The sequence below is a fragment of the Marinicrinis lubricantis genome (assembly GCF_042658665.1).
GTDB classification, from domain to species: domain Bacteria; phylum Bacillota; class Bacilli; order Paenibacillales; family KCTC-33676; genus Marinicrinis; species Marinicrinis lubricantis.
Map to the genome: position 1 here is coordinate 1 of NZ_JBHSQV010000064.1, position 1,075 is coordinate 1,075.

Annotated in this window: 1 protein-coding gene; it reads right to left on the bottom strand. The window is 40.9% G+C overall.

What is annotated here, in order from left to right:
- Nucleotides 1-19 precede the first annotated feature (19 nt).
- Nucleotides 20-1,075, bottom strand: a 1,056-nt coding sequence (locus tag ACFPXP_RS08045; RefSeq protein ID WP_379893720.1) for a transposase, incomplete at its 5' end; no start/stop codon positions are given.

Sequence of the window (1,075 nt, forward strand, 5' to 3'; positions counted from 1 at the left end):
GGCTCAGCTAAACAAAAAGTTAGGCTTGTCTTTGTTCTACTATCCATTGTTGTGCTAATCCAATGAGCTTTGTCCAACGTGCTGGCATTGTTGGAAGCCCCTTGAGTTCTGGATTCACTACGGGCACTTTTCCTTCTAAGGCGGCATGCGGACGCAAAAAGTTAAAGTAGGCCGTAAATAAGGTGACGTATGAAATGGAACCATGTTCAGAGCCGAATCCATGAGTGGAGCGATAATTGCCCTTAAAGGTGCGGTTAAGTCTCTCAATTATTTGTTTCAGTGGTCTATATTCGGTCGAAACAGGGTCCTCATTGGTTAATCCAATGACCTGCTTCACATCGAATGAAATCCCAAGTTGAGCGAAGAAATGTTGGGCTAAAAGATAGATTGGATTCCCGTCTACCACAAAGGTCAGATTTTCTGGAATCTCTTTCATCTTGATTAAGACCTCATCAATTGCTCGAATGGCTGTTGCTGTGTCTCGATTAGGCGACACCGGATACGAAAGAATAATCTTTTTCACGGCGTCAAAAAAGAAAAATAAATAATGCCATCGACCGTTTACTCTGATATACGTTTCATCACCGCAGAATTGGTCTGAAAGTTCATAGGGATAGTGATCCACATAAGGTTTAAGTAATAAAGCTACGCTATTTTCGTAGTTCAATACAGTCTGATGTGAAATCATCACTCCGTGTACGTCCTGCATAATCGCAGCTGTTTTACGGGCCGAAAGGCCATAGTTTACATGATAGGTTAGGATCAATCCTAATGTATGTGGGGATGCATAAATCTTTGATAAGTCCACGGCCGGCAGTTCTGGTGATTCCTTGGATAACGGCTGGAAATCGATATAAAACTGACGGAAAATGTATCTCAATTTAAATGCTTGAGGGTCCTTTTTGAACCTTTTCTTTTCTTTTGAAGTCATCCCATTGAGCTTCTTTTGATAATAAGAACAGTCATTGTTCTTGCACTTAAACACGTGAAAATCTTTTCTTTCTTTTATTTTCTCGAGAGTCTTGGAACAATGAGGACACTTCAGGATGGCCTCCTTAGAGTAACGGTTCTTTTC